Consider the following 23060-nt stretch of genomic DNA (forward strand, 5'->3'; position numbering starts at 1 on the left):
GAAATATGCCAACACTTGAACAAAGGATAGCAAAATTAGAGCAAGTTATTTTAAATGGTTTGAGTACTCCTCAATTGTCAAAACTGGCAACAGTGGAGAACAATGCTAGTTTTCCTTTTTATAGCCCAAATGAGAGTAAATTAGTTCGGATTGAATATTCCGATCTTATAAATTTAATAGGATCAGGCGGTGTTGAATTTGAGCAAGAATTAGAAGCTGATAATACAACTCCAACTGGAAGAATACTTATAAAACAGAATGGAGTTACGAAAGTAGTTATTGGAAAAGTAGGGCAAAGCAGTCAGTATGCCGATTTACAGGGTAAACCGGATTTTGCAACTGAAGATTATGTAAACAATTCCTATAATACTCTATTGAATGTTCTAAATGTCACAACAAAGTATAAAGGTAATTTTGATGTTTCAGTTTCAACTCCAGTTTTAACAGATGCTTCAGGAACTATCGGACATGAATACAAGGTAATAGGAGCAGCGCCAACAGGAACAGTATTTAATTTTGGTTCTGGTGACATTACACTAAAAAATGATGACATAATTGCACATAATGGTACCGTGTGGTTTAAAAAGGTGAATAACAACCAAGATGTAGACTTGAGTAATTATCAATTGTTAAGTGAAAAAGGTATTGCTAATGGATATGCGCCTTTAGATGGAGATAATAAAATACCAACTTCACATATCCCGAGTCTAGCAATTAATGATTTTATTACAGCTACAGAAACATCTATTTTAGACTTTTCTACAAACTCGGCAAATTATACTTTTCAGCAAGGGGATATTATTATACTGTCTTCGGGAAGCGGAAGCCAGTACTTTTATAAAAGTGGGACAAAAACGGATATAAACAATTATTCTTTAATCACAGTATCTATACCTACGTTATCGGCTGTGTTATCTGAGGGTAATTCTGCTAATGCCAAAATATCGGATGTAATTGATCCAACAGATCCTCAAGATGTTGGAACAAAAAACTACATTGATCAACTAGTAAATAATTTATCTACTAATGGTTCATTTACACCTACCATAATTGATGCAGGGGGAGGCGCTACATATAACGCAATTAGTGCTTTTGGAAACTACTATAAGATCGGAAATTTAACCCAAATAAGAATTTTAATCACAATTGGTTCAACAACAGGAACAGCAACTGGTAATATACAAATCGGAGGGATTCCATTTTTAGCAACTGGAGGTATACAAATACTTAATTTAGGCAGATTTAGAGGCAGTGGTTACAGCTCTTCAGATGTGTCAAGATTATATCCGGTAATAACATCAATTGCGGGCCCTGCTGCTATAATAAATATAGGATTTAAAGACGCTAATGTTACCGCGAGTTCAAATTTTACTAATGGTGAAATTGAAATAACAGGAGTATATAGATCAGCACCATGAACACAGACAACCTAGTAATAATTGACAAAACTAAAACAGTAAGTGTTCAAATGACAAGAGGACAAATATTTAGATTTGCTTTAGAATCTGACACATGTCCTTATGATGACAATGCGATTGGAATATTATCTTATGCTAAGAGTAAAAAATCTATTATTTCAACAGCAACAATTAGTAATGAAGGAATAACCAAAAAGCCAGATGGTAAACTATATATAGAGCTTGATGGATTAGATATAAGATCATGTCATGATGTAGTGTATTTTGAATTTTTTGGATTCGGTACCGGTTATAGACATATTTTAATAAATATAGGATTAACAGATAGTGCCTGGATTGGGGAATCTTAGTTCTATCTAAACAATAAAAGGAATGAGTTTAACAGTTTATCATGAAGGTATGTGTAGTAATTCGATAGTTAAAGAAACTGATAGTGGGATTAGATACCAAAAAAGAAAATTACCAACACCTAACACTGGACCAGATATAGAAATAGGTGATATTGGAGTAGGAGGTCTATTATCAGATGGTAGCCATTTAGTTAGTGGTGTTTATCTAGGAGGAGTGGATAATGCACCTGAAAGTTGGGATATAATTTTTGGAAGTTAAAAAAATGAAAAAAGTATTAATTGTAATCGGGATGCTTTTTTGTGTATTTGGGAATGCACAAAAAATAGGAGTAAAAGAATTAGGAACCAAAAACGATAGTATTGTATTAGTTGATTCGGTTAAAAAAGCAAAATATGTACCATTATCAACATTTGCAGGATGGATTAATGATGCAATAACAGGTGGTGCAAGTGATAATCAGCAACTCTCTTTATTAGGTAATGTGTTGTCGTTAGAAAATGGTGGTTCTGTAGATCTTACAACAATATTAGGAGATCCAAATCAAACCATCACAACTTTCTCTTTTAACACTACTACAAATATTGTAACATTTCAATTATCTAATGACACTGTTAAGACAATTGATTTATCATCATTATCAGGAGGAGGTTCTGGAACAGATAATCAACAACTTAGTAGATTAGGTAATACTATCACATTAGAGGATGGAGGGAGTATTGATATTTCAGATAAGCAGAACAATCTAGTTAGTGGCACAAATATTAAAACAATTAATGGTCAAAGCGTTCTCGGATCAGGAGATTTAATTGTATCCGGAACAGTTGGCGCACAAGGCCCTACTGGTGCAACAGGAGCACAAGGACCAACAGGAATTACAGGATTACAGGGACCAACCGGAGCAACTGGTGCTAATGGAGCAATAGGTGCGCAAGGACCAACTGGACCGCAGGGAATACCAGGAACATCTTCAAGTCAAACCATAGAATCTATTAAAGGAACAAAAGGAGATTATGATGTAGTTGGTATTTGGTTTTACGGTCAGTCATTGTCAGTAAGAGGTGCCGGTGATTTATCAGAGGCCGAATTAACAGGGGTTTATCAGTTTGATAGAAGTACCGACCTAAATTATAACATCGATAGTCAGGCTAATGTAGACTTATACTATCAAACAGATTTTAAACAGATGATCGACACTGGACTAGGTGTAGAGACTCCGGCCAAAGGTGCATGTATTGCGATTAAGAAGTTATTATTAGAAGAAAATAATGTCAATATTGTTTCAGAAAACATTAAACTGTTAGGTTGCTCTGCTGGTGTATCTGGAGCAAGTTTAGCAACATTAGCAGATACCAACGGAACCGCATACAGGAAATTAGTGCAATCGGTTCAAAAAGCTCAGGAATTTGCATTAAACGCAGGAGATACATTTACGCTTGGTGCATTAGGATGGTTACAAGGTGAAAATGCAGATGACAGGAATGATACTACACAGGAGTATCAGGATGCATTACAGGCTTTATTTACCCAAATAAACACAGACGTTTTGGCGATTACAGGGCAAAAAGAGGATGTTCAATTTTTTGTTTATCAGATAGCATCAAAAACAGGAGTCACTTTTAGTGAGGGAGTTCCTTTGGCTTTTACTAAAATGTCTGAAGAAGTAGATAATGTGCATTTAGGAACTGCGATGTATCAATTTACATATACAGATGGTGTACATGTTGATGATACATCGAATACAGAGCTAGGTGCTGTTTTTGGTGCAAACATGAAGAAAGTATTATTCTCTGTTAACCAGCATAATTTTTTTAACGTAAAAGAAATAGTAAACCATTCTTATGGAACCGATTACTTAGTCAGGGTTGGTTTTGATATTCCGTTTAAACCATTATCCCTGGACATAACCAAAGTTATATCACAACCGAATTATGGATTCTCAATTTTAAACGGATCCAGTACAGAGATCATTACCTCCGTTGAAATTAAAAGAGACAATTATATCAATATAGTATGTAGTGAGGATCCTAATGGGCTAGAATTAACTTATGCAATAAACGGTAATGCAGGAGGAGGGAATATAAGGGATACTATGGGGGCAACTTTAGATGTCACGAAAGAATCTGTTGCAATACCAATTAATAATTGGCTACCTACATTTAGAAAATCAATACCATATACTAACGTAGTAGTGTCCCCACCAGATACTCCTGCAGTGGATGTGCCAATAATAACCAATAATAACCTTTATGGATCATTACTTGGAAGATACTACACATATACGAGCAATGGTATCAATTATGCAGCAACTAGTTTTTATCAAACTTCCGCAACCAATTTAACAGGTACATTCAGAGGGCATTATGTAACCAAAAACGTCACATTAAAAAAGATTGAAATAACCGCTAATCCTGCAGAAGATTCTGTTTTCAGATTCTATTTAATTGCAAGGAGGTCAAATTCTGGAGGTATAGTATCAAGGATATTATATGATTCAGGAGATGTTTCCATGACCGGAGATATATTAAATAATGTAGTATCTAATATCACAGCTCAGGACATTACTGTAGAAGATGAAATATTTCTTTCTGCAATTAGAGTTTCGTCACCGGTAAATACGAGTTGGAATTTACATATAGGTTACAAAGTGTTTTAAAAAAATTTAAAAAAATGGATATTTTAAAAGGGTTGATTATATGTTTTATCATGATTACTGTGATAAAATTTACAATCTATAAGTTGAAAAAACAAAAAGGAATTGTAGGTAAATTTTCCTTTAAATACTACATGAGAGATAATTGGATGGATTATTTCACCCATTTGTCGCTGTCTTATGTAACATTTGAATATGATCAAGATGTTATTGTTTTTCTAAATTATTTGTTTAGCAAAATGGGGTTAGAATGGACGGTTCCACATGTAGAGAATAATGAATTTTATTTTGTTGTTACACCGATAGCATTAACGGCATTATTCTATTTATGGCTTAGGAAAAAAGTTTCAAACCCAATTCAAAGAAAAATCACGCCGGTAAAATGAGAGCGATAAGAAAAAAACAAGACGAGGATCCTATAGATCAGGGAGGTATTGATCCAGGAACGCCACCTAAAACAGCTTCATATTTAGTTGATGCTATTGATAGAATGGTTGTTAAAACTAATGTAAAAAAATGGATTAGTTATTTACCCTTTGTGATCGTAGCGTATAACCTAGTTTTCTTTTTGTTGAGAGAAGCTGGTGTTAAGATAAATCCTTGTATATCTGGGATTAATAAAAATGTATTAGGCTTCTTGATGGTGTATTGGATATATCCTTACCTAATAATCCATAAAGCATGCATGTCTACTAGATGGTTTACTATCGGTGTAGGAATGCTTTGCATAAGCAATGTAATTTATTACACCTGTTTTTTCTTTATGGGAAGTGTTAATTGGTATGTTGGTCATTTATACGGTATAGCAGTGACAATGATATTTACTATATATGGAATAATACTTATGAATAGAAAATTATAAAATGGTACCCCTAGATAAAAAAAATAAATGTTATTTAAAATATTCTTTTATACCGTAGTGAAATATTATAAATCGCTGGCGATGTTCAGTGTCATATTAGCCCCTTTCTCTCTTTATGTCGAATGGAGTTTAGCGAAAACTTTGCTTCAATCTTCTAATTACGGTTTTACCGTACTTTTATTGAGTGTTTTGTTTAATGGTGCTATGTATATTATTAAATGCTGGGGATATAAGAGGTTTCCAACATTCGAATCATTCCTATCTGGGGGTATAAGATTATGTTTTTATGCTATTCTTTTAATGACAGCATACAATTATGAGTTAAACATGATTCAAATCTACGGAGAAGAAGCAGCCAATGACATGATAGTATCAAAATTAATAAGACATGTTTTATTAAATATGATGATTGTTTACGAGTTGGAGATGTCAAATAAAAATTACAGACAGCTATTTAAAAAAAACTTGCCAATTATAGGATTGATTGTTAAGATCAGAAATATGATTCAAAAGAAGATAATTTTTAAGCTTAACCAAACGGATGTATGCCCACCATTAAATGAAGATAAAAAAGAAGAAATATGAAAACAATTGAGTTGGCTTTATCTCAAGTAGGAGTAAAAGAAATTTACGGAAAAAAAGATAATCCTGAAGTCCTTAAGTATTTTGATGAAATAGGATTCAATGGAACAAAGTTACACGATGAAACTGCTTGGTGTTCAGCTTTTGCAAACTGGGTATGTAAAAAATCAGGATTGCCGTATACAGGGAGGCTAGATGCTAGAAGTTGGTTGAAGGTTGGTAAGAAGGTATCAGAACCTAAATTAGGAGATATTGTTGTTTTCTGGAGAGAGAGCCCAAATAGTTGGAAAGGCCATGTTGCTTTTTTCATACGTGAAACTAGAAATTGGATTTATGTATTAGGAGGAAATCAAAATAATCAAGTAAAAATTTCTGCCTATCCGAAGAGGAGATTATTACAATATAGAAGATTGGAAGCATGAAAAATTTAAAAAAAAACATACATTGGATTGCTGGTATATTCATACTGTGTATTTTATTGTTTAAAAGCGATTTAAGACGAAAAAAAGATATAGATAGGTATCAGGATAATATTTCAACTTTAAAAGATGTTGTATACACTTATAAGCTGAAAAACGGTGAATTAGCCAGTTCAAAAAAGGCTTTATTGGTAACGAATAAAGAACTTCGAAAAGGAATATTTGTTAAAGATGATTCTCTTAAAGCATTATTAAAGAAATTTAAGCGAGTAAAAGCTGCAGTAAAAATTAAAACGGTTGTTAGAATTGATACTATAGAAATCCCGTTCAATAACCCAGTCGAAACACCTTTTAAGCGTTCTTTTGCTTTAAATAACCCTAATTATAAATTATCTGGTAACGTTTCTAATTTTGGGGTTACTATCGATAAAATTAATATTCCAAACACTCAAAGACTAGTCATAGGAAATCGTAAAGTTGGTTTCTTTAAAACACAGCTAGAGGTTTCAATGACAAATAGTAATCCGTATTTAAAGGTTGACGATATAGAAAGTCAGATAGTTACCATTAAAAACAACAAATTTCATGTTATTGTATTTGCAGGAGTAGACTACACTTTAAGTCCAACATTTGGATTAGGAGTAGGTTATAGTTTGTGGAGTTTTTGATTAGGTTTTAATTATTTTCCAGTGTTCTTTATCCTTCACTTTCTGAGGGAATTTATCTTTATAAACGGTATCCATGTCATTTCTTTCATGCCCCATTATTTCGCGTATAATATCTACATTAATATTATGAAATTTTCCTATAGTTGCAAAAGTATGACGAGGAGATCGAGTTAAAACAGGTTCGTTTTTTGGCAACGTTTTTAACTTATGAATTTCAAATACTCTTTTCAACGTTTTATGATGTACTTGATAAAACCCCTTATACCCTTTGTTATCTTTTCTCCAGGGGAATAAATATTCAGAATCTTCGGTTTTATATTTATCAATAAGTATTTGAGCTTTAGGAAATATTTTAACATCAAATTCAACTGCTTTTTCACCAAGTTTAATTCTTTTAAAAAAAATCCTGTTGTTATGAATGTTTTCCTTTTTTATATAATACAAGTCTACTAGATATTGGCCACCGAGGTAAAATTGTAAAAGGGTCAAATCAATTGTTCTTTGATGAGATGGATACTTGCTTTGTATTTTTTCTAAAGAAGAGATAGTCTTTATATCTAAATAAACGTTTTTTACTCTCTTTTTAGAATGAGGTATATCTTTTGCAGCGCCATCAAACGGCCTTTTGTTTGGTACTTCATAAGCTCTGCAGCATTTGTTATAAATAGACCTGAAGCATGCTAAATATGTTTGGATACCTGAATTTTTTGATTTTAATAATTTTCTATACTCTTTGTAGTCATCAATTAATTTGAATGAAACTTCATCTAAAGCAAGAGTTGTTTTAAATTTCTTTAAATCTTTTAAGACATACTCATGTACATAAGCCTTTCCTTCTTTTTTGATTGATTTATAATACTCTATCCTTTCTTTAAAAAAAGCATAAAAATCAATTCTCGTATCTTTTTCTTCTTCCTGATCATAATCTATAAAATCCATAGCTTCATAAACGTCTATCATTTTTTTAAATTTTGATGTCATTGATTTAGCTTTACAATTCGCTATTCTTACGTATAAATCATCATAGTCTGGATGAGTTGGTAAAGGGAAATGATTATTAGGATCCCAATCGTTAGGATCCGTTAGACTTATTTCTTTTCTAGTGGTTTTACCTTTATGAGTGATAATAATTTTTACAGGATACATTCCAGAAGTTAATCCATCCGATTTATACATTTTAATAGATGCTTTCATTCTTCGTACAATTTACGTACAAATTTATGTAAAAAATTAACGAATTTTTACTATATTTGATTATAATTTAATTTAGCATCAATTATTGAATGTACTGTATTATTGGCAAGTATAGTGTTTTAATGTGATTTGAGAGTTATTCAGATTTGGCAAGTACTGTTAACGTTTCAGTAACTATCTAATTCTTTTAATTGATAGATGAATGAGAAATTACCTAATAATGTAGGCTGTATGGAGTGTTCTTTTTTATTCAATATGAAGATGAATCTATTTATAGTGATAAAGAAGTGTAGAATAGGTTGAAGTTAATAAACTAGTATGTTAAAGATGTATTTGGTAATTTAAAAATAAAAACGGGATCAATATATCCCGTTTTTATTTTTTATATAGTATTAGTTAGGCCCGCAAAAAACTTCATTCATACATACATATCCAGGAGGTAAGTATTGATCACATGAGTGACACATAACATAAGTCCAGCCTCCTTTTAAGGATTTTTGTTCTGTTTTGTTAAGTGTTTTGATACCGTTTAAGTTTAAGAGATTCTTTAGCATAATATTAAGTTTTAAAATAATAAAGAAATATAAACAAATTAAAAATCAAGTAATTACGGAAAAACCTCATTTAACATTTTGTTGTTAGATAAACTACGAGAAACGGAAAGATTAGGGAAGTATTATTTAAAATACTTGATGTGTATTGTATAATGAGTGTTTTAAGTTTGCTTGGATTGTGTTCCTAAGCTAATTGTCTTAATGTTTCATAAACAAGATGTGTGGGAAGCCCCATTACATTAAAATGACTCCCTTCGATATTAGATATTCCAATAAAACCAATCCATTCTTGTATACCATAAGCTCCTGCTTTATCCAGAGGTTTATAAGTTTGTACATAGTACTCGATTTCTTCTGTAGATAGCTTCTTAAAAGTAACCTTGGTAGTTTGATGTACTATAATAGTCTGATTGATTGTTTTAAAACATACCGAAGTAATAACCTCATGGGTATCTCCAGATAGAGAATTAATCATTTCTGAAGCTTCTATCAGGTTTTTTGGCTTGCCTAAGGCTTTGTTGTTATGCCAAACAATAGTATCACTGGTGATTAAAATATCTTTCGGATGTAAATCTGTAAATGCATTTGCTTTAAGCTTAGCCAGATAATCCGAAATTTCTTCGGCTTTGAGATGATCGGGATATATTTCGTCGACCTCTTTTAATTGTATTGTAAAATCCAGATCCAGGTCATTAAAAAACTTTTGTCTTCTGGGAGAACCAGATGCAAGAATTACATTTTTATTTATTAATATATCTTTTAACATACGTTATACTAAAACAAATTGATAAAATAAGAGTGAGATAGATGCGGTAAATAAAATTATCTTTAAAAGCAATGATAATCTGGTAAGTTGTTTATCTGATTCGGCACTAAAGCTTTTAATCATAAAATAGAGCAGTGGAGCAACAATAAGGATCAGTACAAAAATAACAGCTTTACTGTTTGAAAAAAGATAAGTGTATATATAATAAACAATAGAAAAAATAGGAAGTAATGTTAATACTCCAATTAATTTTGTTGTTCGATTTTTACCCAAAACTATTGGGATAGTTCTAATCCCAATATTATGATCTCTATCTATGTGTAGACAATCTTTTACTAGTTCTCTTAATAGCACAATAATGAATGTAAATATTGAGTAATCTAAGATAATAGAAAAAATAACGGTTTGTGATTCTCTGTTTTTTTCGGTGATAGCAGGAAGAAGATCAAAAATCCCCAAAACAATTAAACTCAATGCAGCAAGTAATGCAGGAATAAAATTTTTAAGAACTAAAATTTCTTTCAGATAAGATGCGTAGATATAAAATACTCCAGAAATTACTATAAACAATGCTGCAAAACCAGGTCTATCAATAAGATTGGCCAGATAAAACCCAATAAGTACCCCTACGATATTAAAAATAATGAATAATCGATTGGCTGATTTTTCAGTTATAGAATCATATAATAAGCCTTTTACACCAGTATCTTCTTGATTATAGATTTCAATAATTATATTACCCGCAGCAGCAATACAAAATGTAGCAATCATTAGAATAGCAATACCTAAACCATTTAGAGTAATAGCAATATTAAAGGGGGCAAATAGGCCGTATTTAATACATAATTGTGCAAAGGCAATTATAAGTAAGTTATCAAATTTTATAAGCTTCAAATAGGATAGCATAGAAGTGATTGGTTAATTAGTCAGCAAATGTAATAATTAATACTAATTTTTGGCCTATTAACATAGATACTTAAAAGCCTTGTTTTTACAGTAATGATTAGGTGTGTTAACGTTAATAGACGGTTAATGAAGGCTGGTTTTATTGATTCAAAAGATGTTTGCTATACTTTTGGGATCATCATCAATCAAAAAACGAATGGGTGCTAAAATAAAGAAAGTTACATTTTTTGTTAACGTAGCAACCTTTTAATACATCAAGTATTAAAAAAATAAACAAGCTATATATTACCATAATGAAGAAAAAAATAAACATACTTATCATTACATCCATTTTGACCTTATTAGCATTATCTGGGATTCAGGGGTATTTGATTTATAACACATATCAACTTAAAAAAGATGTGTTTATTAAAGAAACAAAGAAAGCCGTCTCGAGTATCGATAATACCAAAGAAATGGATTCTATAGCAGAGCTTTGGTATAATCAATTAACAAAAAACCTAATAGAGTATAGAAAGAATAACCTTCTTAAAAATGAAACTATAGAACGTTTCAAGCCTTTTACAGATTCGTTAAATGATACATTTAACGAGTACTATGAAAAAGAAATGGGAAAAGTTAATCTGGGATATGAGTTAAAATATAAGAAAACAATAAAGAGTATTATTATTCATGATAATAACCTTTTAGATACCGTTTTTAAAGCAAAAGAAGAAAATAATTACTTTCTGTTCGGAGAAGATTTCCCTGATGAAGAAGGTAATGTAATAAGTAGTGGTAGATGGTTTACAGAACAAGATATAGAGGATGATAGTGGTGTTGAAATTATAAAAACTCAACTTAATCTAGAAATTCGAACAGTAGATTCGATTAGTATTATTGGATGGAAAAGAATAGTTTTTGGGCAAATGGCAAGCCTGTTTTTATTCTCTGTTGTATTGTTATTATTCGTGGTAGCCTTACTTTTCTATTCGATTAAAACAGTGATTAAACAAAAGAAAATTGCCGATGTACGTAATGATTTTATAAATAATATCACTCATGAGCTTAAAACTCCACTAGCTACGTTAAGTATTGCGTCTAAAAGTTTAAGAAACAAAGAGACTCAAAATTCACCAAAAATATTCTCTAGTGCATTAGATATATTAGATCGACAAAATAACCGATTACAAAAATTAATCGATCAGGTGATGAATAATACTTTAGGATCAGAAGAAATTATTTTAAAGAAAGAAAAAGTGCTGGATAGTGTGTATTTTAAAGAAGTTGTAGCCGATTTTAAGTTATCGGTTAAGAATAAAGAAGTTGAAGTGAGTACGAAGATAGAATTTAGAGATGTAGATCTTAATATTGATAAATTTCTATTTACCACAGCCTTATTTAATGTAATGGAGAATGCTGTAAAATACGGTAAAGAAAAAGTCAAAATTAAGATACGAACAGAACTTAAAAATGAAGGGTATACAATTTCGATTCGAGATAATGGGATCGGGATTTCTGAAAAAGAATACCATAGAATCTTTGAAAAATTTTATAGAATAACAACAGGGAATGTACACGATGTAAAAGGATTAGGTTTGGGACTCTTCTATACCGACCAAATCATTAAGGCGCACCAGGGTAAAATAGATATTGAAAGTAAACCCGATGAAGGAACAAATTTTAAAATAACTATACCAACAATTTAATATATGAAACACATACTACTCGCAGAAGATGATTTTGATTTTGGAAGTATATTAAAACAATACCTCGAAATACATAATTATAGTGTAACCTGGGCCAAGGATGGTAAAGAAGCGCTATCGATCTTTTCTGAAGGAAAATTTGATATATGCGTCTTTGATGTAATGATGCCAAAAATGGATGGATTTACATTGGCAGAGAAAGTAGTAGATATTGATCCCGAAATTCCATTCATATTTCTCACTGCTAAGAAAATGAAAGAAGATAAAATCAGAGGATTAAAACTAGGCGCAGATGATTACATCGTGAAACCATTTGAAGCAGATATTCTGGTCCTTAAACTTCAAAATATTTTAAAACGAACACGAAAAGTAGAATCCGTAAAAGAAGATGTTGTTAGAATAGGGAATTATGAGTTTGATATTGTTAATCATCAATTAAAATTGAATGAAGAATCACAACGATTAACAGAAAAAGAAACATTGTTAATTCAATATTTATGGGAACATAGAAATGCAATGATAAAAAGAGAAGATGTGCTTAAGGATGTCTGGGGTAATGATGATTTTTTCTCGGGTAGAAGTATGGACGTATTCATAAGTCGATTAAGAAAATATTTTAAAGAAGACAATAACATAAATATAGAAAGTGTACGTGGGGTTGGTCTCACATTTAATATAGCTTAAATCATCAATCAAAAAACAAACAATATGAAAACATTAATCACCATTTTGGTAAACCTTCTTATAGGATTACTAACCATGAATGCCCAAACAAGCTCCACAAGTTCTTCTAAGTCATCATCAGAAGTGACTATAAGTATTAGTGATGATTCGAATGAAAAAAGTTATTCTAGATCCTTTGCTATAATTGATATGGAAGAGAGTTTTAGAATCAAAATTAGATTTATGAAGTATATGGAAAATGATGTAAAAACTTACCTCATCGATCAATTTGGAAAAGAAAATATGACCATCGAGGATGAGGCTTATTTGTGGAGAAAAGAAACTGAAAATGAAGAATTATATGAAGTACGGCTCAAAGAAAATAGATTAAGAATCAATGTAGATAAAGAACTGGCCTCGAATAAACTGATTAAGAAATTTGAAAGAATAGGCAAAGAATTAAAATCAATTACATCAAAAAACGAAAATTAAATCAATCATCAATCAAAAAACAAAAATTATGAAAACAATCATTTGTGTATTAAGTCTTGTATTTGCTCTTTCTTTGAGCAATGCTCAAACAACTTCAAACTCTAAAGTGTCTATTAGTTATTCTAGCGACGAACCGGGAGAAAGTAACTATAGAGTAAACATTTCTATCTCTAATACAAAAGATATGTATACATTAAAAGCTAGCTTTCCGTCATCCAAAACAGGAAAACTAAAACAGTTTTTAAAAGATCATTTAACTCCCGAAATGACTAAAAACGGAACGACATCTACCTGGAAATATAATACCAAAGGAGAGACAGGGTATGTTGTAAAGCTGAAAAGAGGAAAACTAAACGTTTTTATGGATAAAGAATTTGTATCTGCAGACGTAGTAGAAGATCTCATAGACATGTTTAGCGATCTTAAAGATATCGTAAAAGAATAACTAGACCTTTCATAATAATTTAGATATGAGAAAACTTATAGTATTTTCAATTGCTTTATTAGGACTATTTAGTTGTAACAAAAACGACTCTGATTTGACCTGTGAAAGAATCAATTATCTGGTGGATACAAAAAGTAATGTGGCAAAAAAATATTGGAAAGATTTTGATAAGCAGCTACTTTTTGGTCCTATGCTATATTATACAAAAGAAGGTCTTTTTACGATAAATGCTAATGACGCATTGAAAGAAAAAATTGGTATAGTAGCGTATAACTGTAATGATTCAGATGTATCCGTTGGGTTTACTCCCATAATTGACACTACAAATTTTTATATGAATGTGTCTTATGAAGATAAAAATACTTCGGCATTAGAATATAAAAATACATTAGGAATGTTTAGTGATGTCGAATTGACAGAAAAATTCATAACCGATGTTAAAGATACAGAAGAATGGATGACAATGGTTATTCATGAAATATTTCATCAATATCAAAAAAAATTCAAAAAGTTTAGAAAGAAACAAATGTCAAGTCAAAGAGATTTTGATAGAGATACATTAAATTATTTCTTTAAAAATAAGAATTGGTTCAATACAAACATTAAACACGAAAACCAGCTTCTTCTTAAGATATTACAAGAAAACAATAATGATAGTATTAAAAATCATATTTCGGAATATTTAAAAAGTAAAGAGCAAAGATTTTCTCAAGTCAGGAACGAATTTGGAATTGACATATCAGAATTAGAAGCTAGCTTGTCAAAATCAGAAGGTACAGCCAGATACGTTGAGTACTGTGTTAAATTGATGTTGTCGACTAATTCTAATAATCATATTTTATCCGAAATCGATAATAAATATGTAGCCAATCGATTTAAAGATTATGATTTGAAACAGGACGAATGGATGTACAATTTAGGAGGAGGATATTATTATTCATTAGGCTTTAACTTAACTCGAGTTCTCGAGAAATTAAAAATAGAGTATCAAAAAGATATTTTTTTGGAAAACAAGTCATTTGACCAATATCTAAAAGAATACCTGGAATAATACTGCAAATTCCTTTGGTAAAAAGTTGGTCTTTCCTACCTCTTTCACCAAGTTATTTTATAGTGATGTTAAACTAAAATAATAAGTACACATTATAAATGAACCTTATCGATGATGGTAAGGTTCATTTTTTAAAATGGTAAACCCACGGTATAATTGTTCTACAAAAAATAAACGTATCATTTGATGCGAAAATGTCATTTTAGATAATGATAGTTTACTATTAGCCCTGTTATACACTTCTGGGCTAAATCCATAAGGACCTCCTATTGCAAAAATTAATTGTTTGATCCCGCTATTCATATGTTTTTGCAATACTTCGGAAAATAGTACAGAATCATATTGCTTCCCATTTTCATCTAATAATACCAATACATCAGAATTTTCGACGTGATTAAGAATTAATTTTCCTTCTTTTTCTTTTTGTTGAGATTCACTAAGATTTTTTGCATTCTTAATATCGGGAATGATTTCAAAACTAAATTTAATATAAAACTGTAACCTTTTGATATAGTTGTTGATAAGGTCATTGAGTTGTTTGTCATCTGTTTTGCCTACGGCAAGTAATTTAATATTCATGTGTATTTAATATTGTAGTAATTTCTACTCAAAAACCAGGTGAAACTTAGATTTATGGTGTAAAGTAAATAAAAATACGATGTGCTTCTCACTTCGTACTTCCGACTTCTTTTTTTACATTAGCAAAAATAACCATTCAATATGATTAGCGAAACCCAATTCAATAAAGAAATTGATTTGATAATTACCAATGCCATACGTGAAGATGTAGGAGATGGTGATCATAGTTCATTAGCTTGTATTCCAGAATCCACTATCGGAAAAGCAAAACTTTTAGTTAAGGATGAAGGTATCCTTGCTGGAGTAGATTTTGCCAAGAGCGTGTTTAATTATGTAGATCCAAATATAAAAATTGAGACTGTACTAGAAGATGGGTCTCGTGTTAAATACGGAGATGTAGCTTTTTATGTTTCAGGAAGTTCACAGTCTATCCTCAAAGCAGAACGATTAGTACTTAATGCCATGCAACGAATGAGTGCAATTGCTACCAAAACAAATCATTTTGTTACTCTTTTGGATGGTACAGGAACAAAGATTCTAGATACTCGAAAAACAACTCCGGGAATACGAGCATTAGAAAAATGGGCGGTAAAGATTGGAGGAGGAGAGAACCATAGGTTTGCATTGTATGATATGGTAATGCTAAAAGATAACCATATCGATTTTGCCGGGGGAATTACCAAAGCTATAGAAAAGACCAAACAATACCTTTCTGACCAAAACCTTGATCTTAAAATTATTGTTGAAGCCCGAGATCTTAATGAGATCAAAGAAATACTTCAAACACCAGGAGTGTATCGAATATTAATTGATAATTTTAATTATGAAGATACTCGAGAAGCTGTGAAATTAATTGGTGATTCGTGTCTTACCGAATCCAGTGGAGGAATTAATGAAGAAACTGTTCGTAAATATGCAGAATGTGGAGTAGATTATATTAGCAGCGGTGCGCTAACACATTCTGTTTATAATCTGGATTTGAGTTTGAAAGCTGTATAATATATGTCAAAACCCGTAGAAGATAAGCTTAACAAGATTCCTGTGATCAATATATTGGTCAAAATAGGGAAGAAACTTATTCTTCCTGGTTTTGAAGGGTTATCGATATACGACCTAATAGAAATCTATGTTATCGGGATTATAAAAGGTACTTTTTCGGCTAGAGCCAGTGCGATATCATGGAGTTTTTTCCTTTCTCTGTTTCCATTCTTATTATTTCTTCTTAATTTGATTCCTTATGTGCCAATAGACGGGTTTGAGGAGAATTTTTTTGAATTTGTGAAAGGAGCATTACCTAATCAATCTTCAGATTTTTTCTCTGGGATATTCGAAGATATAGCATCTAACCCTCGAGGAGGACTACTATCTACTGTTTTTGTACTATCGATACTTTTTATGACTAATGGAGTCAATGCAGTTTTTTCTGGTTTTGAATACTCTTATCATGTAACTCTAAATAGAAACTTTGTAAGGCAGTATGTAGTAGCGCTGGGAGTGTCAATTATCGTGGCATCGTTATTGTTAATTACGGTTATAGGAACTTTATACTTTTCGTATTTAGTAGATGATTTAAATAAAATGGGTGTTGTTGATGATACTGTTTTTTGGTTAACTTTGGGTAAATATGCATTATTTGTTTTTATGATATTTGTGATCATAGCTACTTTATTTTATTTCGGTACTTCAGAAGGAAAACAGAATAAGTTCTTTTCACCGGGAGCATTTATGACTACCTTTTTGATTATAATCACAACATATCTGTTTGGGATATATATTGATAATTTCTCAAATTATAATCAATTGTACGGTTCGATTGGAGCAATGTTGATATTAATGCTATATATATGGCTTAATGCTAATTTGGTACTGCTGGGTTTTGAACTAAATGCATCATTAAACCAATTAAGAAAGAATTTTAATACATAATTTCACTAACATAGATTTCTAATAATTTTTAATATGAAAAAACTAAGTATATTATTTGTTGCCCTTTTTACTATTGTATCTGCACAGGCTCAAACCAAAATAGGGGATGCTACATTACCTAATACGGTAAAATTTAATGGAGAAGATTTGACGATTAATGGAGGAGGCCTTAGAGAAAAATTCTTTTTTGATATTTATGCAGGAGCTTTATATCTTAAGAAAAAAAGTAGTAATGCCAGCGCAATAGCTAAAGCAGATGAAACTATGGCAATTAAGTTGCATATTCTTTCTGGTATGATGTCTAGAAGTAAAATGGCTAATGCTTTACGTGAAGGGTTTAAAAAATCAACTAACGGAAATATGGAGGCATATAATGAAAGAATAGAAAAATTTATTGGCTTTATTAATAATGAAATTGAAGTAGATCAGGTGTATGATATGGTATATGAAAAGGGAAAAGGAAGTGTAATCTATAAAGATGGTAAAGAAAAAGGATACGTTAAGGGATTAGATTTTAAAAAAGCACTTTTTGAAATCTGGTTAGGAAATAAACCTGCGGATAAAGGACTTAAAAAAGAAATGCTTGGTAGTTAAACCAATAGGATATAATCGTATTTTTGTTAAAAAATTAAGTAAATGTATTTCAAGATGTTGTGCGTGCATAATATTTTTTATATTTGTGCGCTTTAAAAAATAAGTACAAACAAATATTAATACCCCAAATACCTTTAGTTAAAATGAAAAAAATTACTTTAGTACTGGTAGCACTAATTTCCCTGTCTGCCGCTACTGCGCAAATTAGGATTGGTAAAGCTATTTTGCCTTATGAAGAGAATTTTGGTGATACCGATTTGAAATTGAATGGTGCCGGAATGAGAAAAGTACTTTGGATTGATATGTATGCAGGAGGACTTTATTTAACAAAAAAGAGCAAAGACCCTAAAGAAATCCTTGATGCAAATGAAACTATGGCTATAAAATTGAATATTGTCTCTGGTTTTGTTACACAAAAGAAAATGATAAAAGCAGTAAAAGATGGTTTTAATAGAGCCACTTTTGGTAATACAAAAGCCCTAGATAAAAGAATAAATAAATTTATTAGTTTTTTCTCTGAAGCTATAGTAAAGAACGATGTTTTTGATATAGTATATATTAAAGACAAAGGAGTAACTGCTTTTAAAAACGAAAAAGAACTTGGAGTAATCAAGGGGCGTGATTTTAAATATGCTTTATTTAAAATTTGGCTTGGAGATGAACCAGCAAGTGAAGAAATTAAAAATGGAATGTTAGGAATACAATAACCTAATACCATTAAAATAATAAGTAAAAAGCTACCGATTTTAATCGGTAGCTTTTTGTTTTTATCATATTTTTTTATCTTAGGATTAATAAACACAAATTATCATGAAAGTTATGAGTTTTAGCAAAATTCTTTTTGTAGCAACATTACTAATATCGACAACAGTAAATGCACAACAACAAATAGTGGGACAATGGAAAACTATTGATGATAATACTGGAGAGCCGAGATCTATCGTAGAAATTTATAAGAAAGGAAACAAGCTGTTTGGGAAGATTCTACAAGTATTAGATGAAGCAGAGAAGAATAAGTTATGTATCGAATGTAAAGGCAGTGATTATAATAAACCTATAGAAGGAATGGTGATTATCAAAGAGCTTGAAAAAGGTGGGGATCAATATGAAGATGGAACTATTATGGACCCAGAGAACGGAAAAATATATCGATGTAAAATCTGGATTGATGAGGATAGTCCAAATGTCCTTAATGTGAGAGGGTATATAGCTTTTTTATATAGAACACAAAAGTGGATTCGTGTGTAATACATAAGATATATTTCCTTCTTAGAATTTATCAAATTATAAATTTTAACAATTCTTTTGGTTAGGTTTTTAAAGATTCAGGACTAACCCCTTGAAATTATAAAAATCTAAACCATGAAAAAAATAATTACATTAACAACTATAGTCCTTATATCTACCTTCGCTATGGCGCAGGTAAGAGTAGGGGATATTGTATTACCATATAAAGTTAGTTTTGAGGGAGAAGAGCTATCATTAAACGGAGCAGGAATGAGAAGTATTCTTGGGTTTGATACCTATTCGGGAGGTTTATATACCAAGAAAAAATATAATGATCCGGGAGTAGTTTTAGATTCTGATGAGAGTATGTCTATCCGTTTAAATATAGTATCTAAGAAAGTAACAAATAAGAGAATGATTAAAGTTTTTAGAAAAGGCTTTGATGATGCAATGTTTGGTAATACCCAAACCTTAGATGTTAGAATCGAAAAGTTCTTAAAATTATTTACTTCGCCAATGCAGATTAATGATTATTTTGATTTAGTATACATCAAAGGAAAAGGAATCAAAACCTATAAAAATGGTGAAGAACTTGGTTTTATAAAAGGTAGAGATTTTAAATATGCCCTATTTAAAATCTGGTTAGGAAATGAGCCTGCTTGCAAACTTATTAAAGGCGGAATGTTAGGGTTAAGTAAATAAAGAATACAAGTTTATATAGTAGTAAGTCCGATTTAATTAATAAATCGGACTTTTTTATTCTTAAAATTAAACTTTATTCTATGGGTTAAACTTGTATTTTTGTTGTTTTAGACTAAACTATTCCGAATTTTGTTATAATTGGTAATGTCATACTTTATAAATGTAATTCTTCCTATACCTCTTGATAAAGAGTTTACCTATAGTATTAATAAAACTGAAGCTACTTTTTTGCAACCAGGAATGCGGGTGGCTGTTCAATTTGGGAAAAGTAAGGTGTATGCTGCTCTAGTAACGAAGATACATCAAAATCCCCCTTTGGTATATGAAGCTAAAGAAATAGAACATATTCTTGATGAATCACCAATAGTTACTCAACATCAGTTAGAGCTATGGTCCTGGATTTCTAACTATTATATGTGTACAAAAGGAGAAGTAATGAGAGCTGCTCTTCCTGGAGCCTTCTTACTAGAAAGTGAAACTATAATTCTGAAAAATGAAAAATCTCTTTTTGACGAATCCTTGTTAAAAGATGATGAGTTTCTGATTTATGAAGCATTACAATATCAGAGCTTACTTCGTATACAAGAAGTGATGAATATTGTTAGTAAAAAAAATGTACTACCCGTCATAAAACGATTAATAGAAAAAGAAGTTATTACGGTTCAGGAAGAAATATATGAGCAATATAAGCCTAAAATAGTACGATATATTCGATTAAACACAGAATATAATAAAGAAGAATCACTACGAGTTTTATTAGATACAATGTCTAGAGCGCCTAAACAGAGAGAGGTGTTGATGCATTTATTTACATTACAGGCCCAAACTACCAAATCAATTAAGGTAAGTGAGCTTGTAAAAGCTTCTAATAGTTCTGCAGCTGTAATACGAGCATTAGTTGATAAGAACATATTAGACGAATACCATTTGCAAACCGATCGTGTTCAATATACAGGAGAAACGACAGCAAATACTAAACAGCTTAATGAATATCAAGATAAGGCTTATGAAGAAATAAAGAAATCTTTTAAAGATAAAGACGTATGTCTTTTTCATGGAGTTACTTCATCTGGTAAAACAGAAGTGTACGTAAAACTTATAGAACAAGTTATTCAGAAAGGAGAACAAGTATTGTATCTACTGCCAGAAATAGCGCTAACAACACAGCTTATTACCCGATTACAGGAATATTTTGGAGAGAAACTCACAGTATATCACTCTAAGTATTCTGTTAATGAAAGAGTAGAAGCATGGAATAATGTAAAAACCAAAAAACCAAAAGCACAGGTGGTTATTGGTGCTAGATCAGCAATATTTTTACCATTTGCCAATTTGGGGTTAATTATAGTAGATGAAGAACACGAAAACACTTTTAAACAATATGACCCTGCCCCAAGATATCATGCCAGAGATACAGCGATCGTTTTAGCCAAAATGTTTTGCGCCAAAGTAGTATTAGGATCTGCGACTCCAGCTCTTGAAACATACTATAATGCCAGGCAAAAGAAATATGGATTTGTACAATTAACCAGAAGATATGGTGATGTACTAATGCCAGAAATTAATTTAGTAGATATAAAAACAAAATATCGAAAAAAAGAAATGACTGGGCATTTTAGTGATACTTTGTTAACAGGTATTCATGATGCTTTAAAAGAAGGAGAGCAAGTTATTCTTTTTCAAAACAGAAGAGGATATTCTCCTGTAGTAGAATGCAATACTTGTGGACACTCTCCTCAATGTCCGAATTGCGATGTTAGTCTTACGTTTCATAGCTTCAGAAATCAGTTACGATGTCATTACTGTGGGTACCATATTGCAATGCCCCAAAAATGCATGGCTTGTGATAGCGTTGATTTAACTACAAAAGGTTTTGGAACTGAGCAAATAGAGAAAGAGCTACAAGAGCTTTTTCCTGATCATAATATTGGGAGAATGGATCAGGATACAACCAGAGGAAAACATGGATATGAAAAGATCATAAACCGTTTTGAAGAAGGAGATATTGATATTATGGTGGGTACACAAATGCTCTCTAAAGGATTGGATTTTAGAAATGTAAGCTTAGTCGGTATAATGAATGCAGATAACCTACTTAATTTTCCAGATTTTAGAGCGCATGAACGTAGTTTTCAATTAATGCAGCAGGTAGCAGGTCGAGCAGGTAGAACCAAAAAAAGAGGTAAAGTTTTGATCCAAACATACAATCCTTTTCATCAGATTTTACAACAAGTATCTGTTAATGATTATTCTGGGATGTATAGAGATCAAATCGAAGAAAGACATCAATATAAATACCCTCCTTTTTATAAAACAATAAAGATTACAGGTAAACATAAGGACTATAATAAGGTAAATGAAGCTACAAACTGGTTAGCTAGATCTTTTAGAAACGTATTTAATGAAAATGTTCTGGGACCAGAATTTCCTCCTGTCTCAAGAATACGAAATCAATATCATAAAAATATAATTATAAAAATACCGCAAGGTCAATCTTTAAATAAAACAAAAGAAGTGATAAGAAAAATCAACACTTCTTTTAAAAGTATAAAAGAATTTTCAGGAGTAAGAGTTATAATTAATGTAGATAACTACTAGTTATTCAAAGCTTCTATCAAAGAGTGTTTTTTATGTCTGCTAAGCGGTATTTTTTCATCCGCAATTTCTATATTACGACTATTATAACGCTCTACCTTATCCAGATTCACAATATAAGATTTGTGAATTCTTAAAAAACGGTCACTAGGCAGTTGTGCTTCAAAAGATTTCATTGTAGCTAAAACAACAATAGGATCACCTTCTTCCATTATAAGTTTCACATAATCTCCTAAAGCTTCTACATATTTTAATTGATTAAGGAAGATTTTCCTTTTTTTCAGATTACTCTTTACAAAAATATAATCGTCATCTTCTACAATAGCATTTTCTCCTCCTATACGGGACATGCTAAGAGCTTTGTCAACAGCAGCATTAAAACGATCTTTTTTTAATGGTTTTCTTAAATAATCTATTGCATCATAGTCGAAAGCTTTAAATGCATATTTTGTTTTTCCTGTGACAAAAATAATATGAGGTTTATTCTCTAAATCATCCAAAAGATCAAAGCCAGTAAGGATTGGCATTTCAATATCTAAGAATAATAAGTCCACTTGAGTATCGAGTAAACCATTTTTTGTCTCAATAGCATTATTCCACTCAGCCACTAATTCTAGTGAAGAATGTTCGTCTATTAGCTTTACAATAGCTAGTCTTTGGAGGCGGGAATCATCTACTACCGCACATTTTAATTGAGATTGCTCCACTTGTATAGTGTTATATATTCC

Annotated in this window: 27 protein-coding genes; 21 read left to right on the forward strand and 6 right to left on the reverse strand. The window is 31.2% G+C overall.

Going from position 1 to position 23060, the window contains the following annotated elements:
- Positions 1 to 5 precede the first annotated feature (5 nt).
- The 9 genes from AAFU52_RS19090 (at position 6) to AAFU52_RS19130 (ending at position 6950) form a co-directional block, all read left to right on the forward strand.
- Positions 6 to 1418: a hypothetical protein gene (locus AAFU52_RS19090; RefSeq protein ID WP_438423141.1), complete on the forward strand. Its 1413-nt coding sequence runs from the start codon at positions 6 to 8 to the stop codon at positions 1416 to 1418.
- Positions 1415 to 1768: a hypothetical protein gene (locus AAFU52_RS19095; RefSeq protein WP_438423142.1), complete on the forward strand. Its 354-nt coding sequence runs from the start codon at positions 1415 to 1417 to the stop codon at positions 1766 to 1768. Before AAFU52_RS19090 ends, AAFU52_RS19095 begins: the two co-directional genes overlap by 4 nt.
- Before the next feature lie 22 nt (positions 1769 to 1790).
- Positions 1791 to 2027, forward strand: a complete 237-nt coding sequence (locus AAFU52_RS19100; protein ID WP_438423143.1) for a hypothetical protein — start codon at positions 1791 to 1793, stop codon at positions 2025 to 2027.
- A gap of 4 nt (positions 2028 to 2031) precedes the next feature.
- Positions 2032 to 4422, forward strand: a complete 2391-nt coding sequence (locus AAFU52_RS19105) for a collagen-like triple helix repeat-containing protein (protein ID WP_438423145.1) — start codon at positions 2032 to 2034, stop codon at positions 4420 to 4422.
- A gap of 14 nt (positions 4423 to 4436) precedes the next feature.
- On the forward strand, positions 4437 to 4805 hold the full coding sequence (locus AAFU52_RS19110; protein WP_438423146.1) for a hypothetical protein: 369 nt from the start codon (positions 4437 to 4439) through the stop codon (positions 4803 to 4805).
- The gene (locus AAFU52_RS19115; protein WP_438423147.1) at positions 4802 to 5281 is read left to right on the forward strand and encodes a hypothetical protein; all 480 of its coding nucleotides are present in this window, start codon (positions 4802 to 4804) and stop codon (positions 5279 to 5281) included. The genes AAFU52_RS19110 and AAFU52_RS19115 overlap by 4 nt, the downstream gene beginning before the upstream one ends.
- Positions 5282 to 5362: 81 nt before the next feature.
- On the forward strand, positions 5363 to 5866 hold the full coding sequence (locus AAFU52_RS19120; RefSeq protein WP_438423148.1) for a hypothetical protein: 504 nt from the start codon (positions 5363 to 5365) through the stop codon (positions 5864 to 5866).
- The gene (locus tag AAFU52_RS19125) at positions 5863 to 6285 is read left to right on the forward strand and encodes a TIGR02594 family protein (protein ID WP_438423149.1); all 423 of its coding nucleotides are present in this window, start codon (positions 5863 to 5865) and stop codon (positions 6283 to 6285) included. The genes AAFU52_RS19120 and AAFU52_RS19125 overlap by 4 nt, the downstream gene beginning before the upstream one ends.
- Complete coding sequence (locus tag AAFU52_RS19130) at positions 6282 to 6950, forward strand: DUF6549 family protein (RefSeq protein WP_438423150.1); 669 nt, start codon at positions 6282 to 6284, stop codon at positions 6948 to 6950. The genes AAFU52_RS19125 and AAFU52_RS19130 overlap by 4 nt, the downstream gene beginning before the upstream one ends.
- Here the strand turns inward: AAFU52_RS19130 and AAFU52_RS19135 are convergent, their stop codons facing one another.
- From AAFU52_RS19135 to AAFU52_RS19150, 4 genes are all read right to left on the reverse strand, one after another.
- Positions 6951 to 8144: a phage integrase SAM-like domain-containing protein gene (locus tag AAFU52_RS19135; RefSeq protein ID WP_438423151.1), complete on the reverse strand. Its 1194-nt coding sequence runs from the start codon at positions 8142 to 8144 to the stop codon at positions 6951 to 6953.
- 392 nt (positions 8145 to 8536) lie between these two features.
- A complete protein-coding gene (locus AAFU52_RS19140) occupies positions 8537 to 8698 on the reverse strand; it encodes a hypothetical protein (RefSeq protein WP_161635244.1) in 162 nt (53 codons plus the stop codon).
- Between the two features lie 184 nt (positions 8699 to 8882).
- Entirely contained in the window at positions 8883 to 9464 is a 582-nt protein-coding gene (locus AAFU52_RS19145) for a Maf-like protein (RefSeq protein WP_024769038.1), read from the reverse strand.
- Positions 9465 to 9467: 3 nt separating this feature from the next.
- A complete protein-coding gene (locus tag AAFU52_RS19150; protein ID WP_051473678.1) occupies positions 9468 to 10370 on the reverse strand; it encodes a geranylgeranylglycerol-phosphate geranylgeranyltransferase in 903 nt (300 codons plus the stop codon).
- A gap of 293 nt (positions 10371 to 10663) precedes the next feature.
- Between AAFU52_RS19150 and AAFU52_RS19155 the strand changes: the two genes are divergently transcribed.
- Genes AAFU52_RS19155 through AAFU52_RS19175 form a run of 5 tightly spaced genes read left to right on the forward strand, consistent with a single transcriptional unit; the run spans position 10664 to position 14709 of the window.
- Positions 10664 to 12058: a sensor histidine kinase gene (locus tag AAFU52_RS19155; protein WP_438423152.1), complete on the forward strand. Its 1395-nt coding sequence runs from the start codon at positions 10664 to 10666 to the stop codon at positions 12056 to 12058.
- Positions 12059 to 12061: 3 nt separating this feature from the next.
- Entirely contained in the window at positions 12062 to 12742 is a 681-nt protein-coding gene (locus tag AAFU52_RS19160; protein ID WP_438423153.1) for a response regulator transcription factor, read from the forward strand.
- A 24-nt stretch (positions 12743 to 12766) separates the two neighbouring features.
- Entirely contained in the window at positions 12767 to 13213 is a 447-nt protein-coding gene (locus AAFU52_RS19165) for a hypothetical protein (RefSeq protein WP_438423154.1), read from the forward strand.
- A gap of 28 nt (positions 13214 to 13241) precedes the next feature.
- Positions 13242 to 13658 (forward strand): hypothetical protein, encoded by a 417-nt coding sequence (locus tag AAFU52_RS19170; RefSeq protein WP_438423155.1) that lies wholly within the window; start codon positions 13242 to 13244, stop codon positions 13656 to 13658.
- Positions 13659 to 13683: 25 nt separating this feature from the next.
- Positions 13684 to 14709, forward strand: coding sequence for a hypothetical protein (locus AAFU52_RS19175; RefSeq protein ID WP_438423156.1), 1026 nt, complete (start codon positions 13684 to 13686; stop codon positions 14707 to 14709).
- 105 nt (positions 14710 to 14814) lie between these two features.
- Here the strand turns inward: AAFU52_RS19175 and rlmH are convergent, their stop codons facing one another.
- Positions 14815 to 15288 carry a 23S rRNA (pseudouridine(1915)-N(3))-methyltransferase RlmH gene (gene rlmH / locus AAFU52_RS19180; protein WP_438423157.1) on the reverse strand — a complete coding sequence of 158 codons (474 nt, stop codon included), beginning with the start codon at positions 15286 to 15288 and terminating at the stop codon, positions 14815 to 14817.
- A gap of 141 nt (positions 15289 to 15429) precedes the next feature.
- Between rlmH and nadC the strand changes: the two genes are divergently transcribed.
- The 7 genes from nadC (at position 15430) to priA (ending at position 22335) form a co-directional block, all read left to right on the forward strand.
- On the forward strand, positions 15430 to 16287 hold the full coding sequence (nadC, locus tag AAFU52_RS19185; RefSeq protein ID WP_438423159.1) for a carboxylating nicotinate-nucleotide diphosphorylase: 858 nt from the start codon (positions 15430 to 15432) through the stop codon (positions 16285 to 16287).
- 3 nt (positions 16288 to 16290) lie between these two features.
- A complete protein-coding gene (locus tag AAFU52_RS19190; RefSeq protein ID WP_438423161.1) occupies positions 16291 to 17214 on the forward strand; it encodes a YihY/virulence factor BrkB family protein in 924 nt (307 codons plus the stop codon).
- Positions 17215 to 17247: 33 nt separating this feature from the next.
- Positions 17248 to 17808 carry a chalcone isomerase family protein gene (locus AAFU52_RS19195; RefSeq protein ID WP_024769048.1) on the forward strand — a complete coding sequence of 187 codons (561 nt, stop codon included), beginning with the start codon at positions 17248 to 17250 and terminating at the stop codon, positions 17806 to 17808.
- A gap of 143 nt (positions 17809 to 17951) precedes the next feature.
- Complete coding sequence (locus AAFU52_RS19200) at positions 17952 to 18515, forward strand: chalcone isomerase family protein (protein ID WP_024769049.1); 564 nt, start codon at positions 17952 to 17954, stop codon at positions 18513 to 18515.
- A 103-nt stretch (positions 18516 to 18618) separates the two neighbouring features.
- On the forward strand, positions 18619 to 19056 hold the full coding sequence (locus AAFU52_RS19205) for a DUF2147 domain-containing protein (protein WP_438423162.1): 438 nt from the start codon (positions 18619 to 18621) through the stop codon (positions 19054 to 19056).
- A 114-nt stretch (positions 19057 to 19170) separates the two neighbouring features.
- Positions 19171 to 19737, forward strand: coding sequence for a chalcone isomerase family protein (locus AAFU52_RS19210; RefSeq protein ID WP_438423163.1), 567 nt, complete (start codon positions 19171 to 19173; stop codon positions 19735 to 19737).
- A gap of 144 nt (positions 19738 to 19881) precedes the next feature.
- Positions 19882 to 22335 (forward strand): replication restart helicase PriA, encoded by a 2454-nt coding sequence (priA, locus tag AAFU52_RS19215; protein ID WP_438423164.1) that lies wholly within the window; start codon positions 19882 to 19884, stop codon positions 22333 to 22335.
- Here priA and AAFU52_RS19220 read toward each other — a convergent pair.
- The gene (locus AAFU52_RS19220) at positions 22332 to 23039 is read right to left on the reverse strand and encodes a LytR/AlgR family response regulator transcription factor (RefSeq protein WP_024769053.1); all 708 of its coding nucleotides are present in this window, start codon (positions 23037 to 23039) and stop codon (positions 22332 to 22334) included. The genes priA and AAFU52_RS19220 overlap by 4 nt on opposite strands.
- Positions 23040 to 23060: the final 21 nt, after the last annotated feature.

It is taken from the genome of Aquimarina macrocephali (assembly GCF_051627225.1).
GTDB lineage: Bacteria > Bacteroidota > Bacteroidia > Flavobacteriales > Flavobacteriaceae > Aquimarina > Aquimarina macrocephali.